This window comes from Citrobacter sp. Cf116 (genome assembly GCF_030336505.1).
Lineage (GTDB): Bacteria > Pseudomonadota > Gammaproteobacteria > Enterobacterales > Enterobacteriaceae > Citrobacter > Citrobacter freundii.
Window position 1 is genome coordinate 1 of sequence record NZ_JAOWEQ010000026.1, and the last position, 5,411, is coordinate 5,411.

Sequence of the window (5,411 nt, forward strand, 5' to 3'; positions counted from 1 at the left end):
TACCAGTCACGTCAGTAGTACGGAAGTAGAACTGCGGACGGTAGCCTTTGAAGAACGGAGTATGACGGCCGCCTTCGTCTTTGGACAGAATGTACACTTCAGATTCGAACTTGGTGTGCGGCTTGATAGAGCCCGGCTTAGCCAGTACCTGACCACGTTCGATTTCTTCACGTTTGATACCACGCAGCAGAACACCAACGTTCTCACCAGCACGGCCTTCGTCCAGCAGTTTGCGGAACATTTCAACGCCAGTACAGGTAGACTTAGCAGTCTCTTTGATACCAACGATTTCAACTTCTTCACCAACTTTGATGATACCGCGCTCTACACGACCGGTAACAACGGTACCACGACCGGAGATGGAGAATACGTCTTCGATAGGCAGCAGGAACGGCTTGTCAATCGCACGCTCTGGTTCTGGGATGTAAGAATCCAGGAAGCCAGCCAGTTCGATGATTTTCGCTTCCCACTCTGCTTCGCCTTCCAGCGCTTTCAGAGCAGAACCACGAACGATCGGAGTGTCGTCGCCCGGGAAATCGTACTGAGACAGAAGTTCACGAACTTCCATTTCTACCAGTTCCAGCAGCTCTTCGTCATCAACCATGTCGCATTTGTTCAGGAACACGATGATGTACGGAACGCCTACCTGACGACCCAGCAGGATGTGCTCACGAGTCTGCGGCATCGGGCCGTCAGTCGCAGCAACAACCAGGATCGCGCCGTCCATCTGCGCAGCACCGGTGATCATGTTTTTAACATAGTCGGCGTGGCCCGGGCAGTCTACGTGTGCGTAGTGGCGAGTCGGGGTGTCATATTCAACGTGAGAAGTGTTGATGGTGATACCACGTGCTTTTTCTTCCGGCGCGTTATCGATCTGATCGAATGCGCGAGCAGCACCGCCGTAGGTTTTAGCCAGAACGGTAGTGATTGCAGCGGTCAGCGTTGTTTTACCATGGTCAACGTGGCCGATAGTACCGACGTTAACGTGCGGTTTAGTACGTTCAAATTTTTCTTTAGACATCGATTGTCCCTCTAAGACACGGATAAATCGGTGATATCACCACATCAACCAGGCAATATACCTGAGCTGTTGAATGCTTTTAAAAGTAAACAGAGAGAAACGGGAAGGAGAAGTGAAGTGGTGCTGATACCCAGAGTCGAACTGGGGACCTCACCCTTACCAAGGGTGCGCTCTACCAACTGAGCCATATCAGCACGTCTGGAGCGGGCAGCGGGAATCGAACCCGCATCATCAGCTTGGAAGGCTGAGGTAATAGCCATTATACGATGCCCGCATCCTGAAACTCGGCTACCCAGTTCTTTCTGTAACAAAAAAGAGATTTCTCTCTTTTCTGTTCGAGCTGATTAATTTTTTAATCAACTCAGGCGGCGATAACGCTGCCAGAAAGTGGTGGTGGGGGAAGGATTCGAACCTTCGAAGTCTGTGACGGCAGATTTACAGTCTGCTCCCTTTGGCCGCTCGGGAACCCCACCGGACTTGATGGTGCCGACTACCGGAATCGAACTGGTGACCTACTGATTACAAGTCAGTTGCTCTACCTACTGAGCTAAGTCGGCATCAAGTAGCGCGCATTTTATGGAGACATGCGCACTCATGCAACTAAAAAATTGCATAAAATGTTCTATCGCTCACATTTTGCACTATGCGACCGATAAATAATCTATTTCTTCTTTGGATTGGACAAATTTCCAACGCCAGGTGCCACCTCAGGGAGGAATTTTGCTCCAGCATGCACGCGTCGATAGAGAGAAAGCACATCTTTATACATCTGGAATACCCGTCACATTGCATTTCAGAGGATGATTTTTTCTTATTATTCCCCTCCATCTGGTGTTACCCTCCTGCCCATTGTCCAAATTAACTGAAATGTGCGTGCCATTGCGTACCGGGGATGATTTCGTTTTTTACCGCAGACCTGATATAGCAATGACAGCCAGACCATGCGTATGAGTATAAAAGAGCAAGCGTTAACGTCGCCTTACCTACAGTTTGATCGCAACCAGTGGGCTGCGCTTCGTGATTCCGTGCCGATGACCCTGACCGAGGAAGAGATTGCTCGTCTTAAAGGCATTAACGAAGACTTATCGCTGGAAGAAGTTGCCGAGATTTATTTGCCTCTCTCGCGTTTGCTAAACTTTTACATCAGTTCAAACCTGCGACGTCAGGCAGTGCTGGAGCAATTTTTAGGCACGAATGGCGAGCGTATTCCTTATATTATTAGTATTGCTGGCAGCGTTGCCGTCGGTAAAAGTACGACAGCGCGTGTTTTGCAGGCCTTACTCAGTCGCTGGCCAGAGCATCGTAAGGTTGAATTGATTACTACCGATGGCTTTCTCCACCCTAACCAGGTATTGAAAGATCGTGGACTAATGAAGAAGAAAGGCTTCCCCCAGTCCTATGATATGCATCGCTTGGTTAAATTCGTTTCCGATCTGAAATCAGGCGTACCTAACGTCACGGCGCCGGTCTATTCCCATCTCATCTATGATGTGATCCCTGATGGCGACAAAACCGTTGCCCAGCCCGACATATTAATACTCGAAGGGTTAAATGTATTACAAAGCGGGATGGACTATCCTCACGATCCACATCATGTATTTGTTTCTGACTTTGTCGACTTTTCTATTTATGTTGATGCGCCAGAAGAATTACTCCAGACGTGGTATATCAACCGCTTTCTGAAATTCCGTGAAGGGGCGTTTACCAACCCGGACTCTTATTTCCATAACTATGCAAAATTATCAGAAGATGAGGCTATCAATACTGCCACATCGCTATGGAAAGAAATTAACTGGCTGAATTTAAAGCAAAACATTTTACCAACACGTGAAAGAGCCAGCTTGATTATGACTAAAAGCGCCAATCATGCTGTTGAGCAAGTCAGGCTACGTAAATAAATAAAAAGGGGAGCCTGAGCTCCCCTTTTTATTATTCAGCACTTCTCAGCGATATTTCTCCACCCATCCAGGGTTTGATCTCGCCATTTTGTTCAAGCAATAATGCACCTTGCGCGTCTATTCCACGAGAGATACCAAATATTTCTTTATCACCAATAATAAGTTTTACCGGGCGGTCGATAAAGTTATCCAGTTTCTTCCAGCGAGGCAGATACGGTGCTAAACCTTCGTGCTCAAAGAGCACCAACGCAGCGCGCAACTCACGTATCAGTCGGGCAGCAAGGGTATTGCGGTCAATGTTAATGCCCGCTTCCTGCAGGTTAATCCAGCCTTGATTAACCACATTTTCTTCAACCCGGCGCATGGACATATTAATACCCGCGCCGATAACAATTTGCGCGGCATCACCTGTCTTACCTGTCAGTTCAACCAGGATCCCTGCCAGTTTACGGTCGAGTAAATAGAGGTCGTTGGGCCATTTTACACGGACTTTATCCGCACCCAGATCACGCAAAACCTCAGCCATGACGATACCAATAACCAGACTCAGGCCAATCGCGGCGGCCGGTCCTTGTTCCAGCCGCCAGAACATTGAGAGGTAAAGGTTGGCACCAAACGGTGAAAACCATTTCCGACCACGGCGCCCGCGCCCGGCCTGTTGATATTCAGCGACGCAGGCATCCCCTGACTCCAGCTGACCTATTCGGTCCATCATGTACTGATTGGTTGAGTCGATAACCGGCAGGACAGTGATATTTCCACCATCCAGTTGAGAATGAATAAGTGAGGCATCTAATAGTTGGATAGGCTCCGGTAAGCTGTATCCTTTACCTGGAACAGTAAAGACATCAACCCCCCAGTCGCGCAACGTCTGGACATGCTTATTGATTGCGGCACGGCTCATTCCCAACGTTTCACCGAGCTGCTCACCGGAATGAAATTCTCCATCGGCCAATAATGAAATAAGCGTCAGAGGGACGGTATTATCCTTCATGCAATGATCTCCACAGCATTCATTTCACCCTGCGGACCAATAAACCGGACCTCTGGTTCGAGCCAGACATTAAATTTCTCACCGACTTTTTGGCGCACATGGTGTGCAAGTTGCACTACATCCTGACTCGTCGCATTATCTGCATTGATCAGCACCAGTGCCTGCTGCTGATGTACCGCTGCGCCACCAATGCGCATACCTTTTAGCTGGCACTGATCGATAAGCCAGCCTGCTGCCAGTTTCACAGAACCATCAGCCTGCGGGTAATGAGGTGCTGTTGGGAATTTAGCCAGGAGCTCCTGCGCAATATTCCCAGTGACAACAGGATTTTTAAAGAAGCTACCCGCATTACCGTTTACTTTCGGATCGGGCAGTTTTGTCGTGCGCATATGGCAGACAGAATCAAAAACCTGCTGAGGTGTAACTGTTGTAGGATCCAGACGTGTCAAGTCACCGTAAGTCAAAACGGGCTGCCACTGTTTAGGTAAGCGCAGACCAACGGCTACAATTGCGAAACGATCCTGGTATTCATGCTTGAAGATGCTGTCACGGTAACCAAAACGGCATTCTGCAGCACTAACGCGCAGATGTTTGCCGGTCGCCAGTGCAATGCAGTCCACATATTCGCAAACACGCTGAAGTTCCACACCATAAGCACCAATGTTCTGGATTGGCGATGAGCCGACACAGCCGGGAATGAGTGCCAGATTTTCCAGGCCAGGCATGTTGTGCTCCAGCGCATAGCACACCAACTGATGCCAGTTTTCACCCGCGCCTACGTGCAAATGCCACGCATCAGGTTGCTCTGTAATCTCAATACCCTTAATACGATTGACGATCACCGTCCCCTGGAAGGTATCAAGAAACAGGACGTTACTCCCTTCGCCCAGAATCAGTACTGGATGATGCGATGCATTGGCTGATTGCCAGGCATTCAGTAATTGTTGTTCATTTTCGGCGCAGACAAGTTCATTCGTTTGCTGATCGATACCGAAGGTGTTCCAGGCTTTAAGGGAGTGATTCATAGACGCTTTCCTGATGCAAAATCGCGCCTAGTTTACCGCATATACTGCAGAATGGCTTGTGTTATGGAGGCTCAGGATATTGCTTTGCACCCGATGGTGCGGTGTCGTGATGTGCCTGATGCGCTGCGCTTATCAGGCCTGCACAATACGTTCAGCCCGGCGGTTTTACCCCGCACACACGCAAAAAAGCCCATCCGTCAGGATGGGCTTCTTCACTTTATTTGATGCCTGCCAGTTTATGGCGGGCGTCCTGCCCGCCACCCTCCGGGCCGTTGCTGCGCAACGTTCAAATCCGCTCCCGGCGGATTTGTCCTCCTCAGGAGAGCGCTCACCGACAGACCACAGATAAAACAAAAGGCCCGGTCTTTCGACCGGGCCTTTCGCTTTTATTTAATGCCTGGCAGTTCCCTACTCTCGCATGGGGAGACCCCACACTACCATCGGCGCTACGGCGTTTCACTTCTGAGTTCGGC

At 49.5% G+C, this 5,411-nt stretch carries 4 protein-coding genes, 4 tRNA genes, 1 rRNA gene and 1 pseudogene; 2 read left to right on the plus strand and 8 right to left on the minus strand.

All coding sequences use genetic code 11. The annotated features are described in order from the left end of the window. The 5 genes from tuf to OGV74_RS03470 form a co-directional block, all read right to left on the minus strand. On the minus strand, positions 1 to 1,021 hold a 1,021-nt coding region (gene tuf / locus OGV74_RS03450; protein ID WP_286520309.1), incomplete at its 3' end, for an elongation factor Tu. A gap of 118 nt (positions 1,022 to 1,139) precedes the next feature. Further along, positions 1,140 to 1,215, minus strand: a tRNA-Thr gene (locus tag OGV74_RS03455). 5 nt (positions 1,216 to 1,220) lie between these two features. Beyond that, positions 1,221 to 1,295 (minus strand) — tRNA-Gly (locus OGV74_RS03460). 114 nt (positions 1,296 to 1,409) lie between these two features. Next, positions 1,410 to 1,494, minus strand: a tRNA-Tyr gene (locus OGV74_RS03465). An 8-nt stretch (positions 1,495 to 1,502) separates the two neighbouring features. Then, positions 1,503 to 1,578: transfer RNA gene (locus OGV74_RS03470), tRNA-Thr, on the minus strand. A 19-nt stretch (positions 1,579 to 1,597) separates the two neighbouring features. On the opposite strand from OGV74_RS03470, the pseudogene OGV74_RS03475 reads away from it, so the two are divergent. Both OGV74_RS03475 and coaA read left to right on the plus strand, forming a co-directional pair. Then, positions 1,598 to 1,678: pseudogene (locus tag OGV74_RS03475) on the plus strand (hypothetical protein); the annotation flags it as partial. Between the two features lie 290 nt (positions 1,679 to 1,968). Beyond that, positions 1,969 to 2,919: a type I pantothenate kinase gene (gene coaA, locus OGV74_RS03480; protein ID WP_003031107.1), complete on the plus strand. Its 951-nt coding sequence runs from the start codon at positions 1,969 to 1,971 to the stop codon at positions 2,917 to 2,919. 31 nt (positions 2,920 to 2,950) lie between these two features. Here coaA and birA read toward each other — a convergent pair whose 3' ends face one another. From birA to rrf, 3 genes are all read right to left on the minus strand, one after another. Next, positions 2,951 to 3,913: a bifunctional biotin--[acetyl-CoA-carboxylase] ligase/biotin operon repressor BirA gene (gene birA, locus OGV74_RS03485; RefSeq protein WP_286520327.1), complete on the minus strand. Its 963-nt coding sequence runs from the start codon at positions 3,911 to 3,913 to the stop codon at positions 2,951 to 2,953. Next, positions 3,910 to 4,938 (minus strand): UDP-N-acetylmuramate dehydrogenase, encoded by a 1,029-nt coding sequence (gene murB, locus OGV74_RS03490; protein ID WP_086504744.1) that lies wholly within the window; start codon positions 4,936 to 4,938, stop codon positions 3,910 to 3,912. Before murB ends, birA begins: the two co-directional genes overlap by 4 nt. Before the next feature lie 395 nt (positions 4,939 to 5,333). Further along, positions 5,334 to 5,411: ribosomal RNA gene (rrf, locus tag OGV74_RS23350) — 5S ribosomal RNA — on the minus strand; the annotation flags it as partial.

What these genes read in the sequence shown, in the direction of transcription:
- murB (WP_086504744.1), bottom strand. Translation starts at nt 4,938, where the DNA reads ATGAATCACTCCCTTAAAGCCTGGAACACCTTCGGTATCGATCAGCAA.
- birA (WP_286520327.1), bottom strand. Translation starts at nt 3,913, where the DNA reads ATGAAGGATAATACCGTCCCTCTGACGCTTATTTCATTATTGGCCGAT.
- coaA (WP_003031107.1), top strand. Translation starts at nt 1,969, where the DNA reads ATGAGTATAAAAGAGCAAGCGTTAACGTCGCCTTACCTACAGTTTGAT.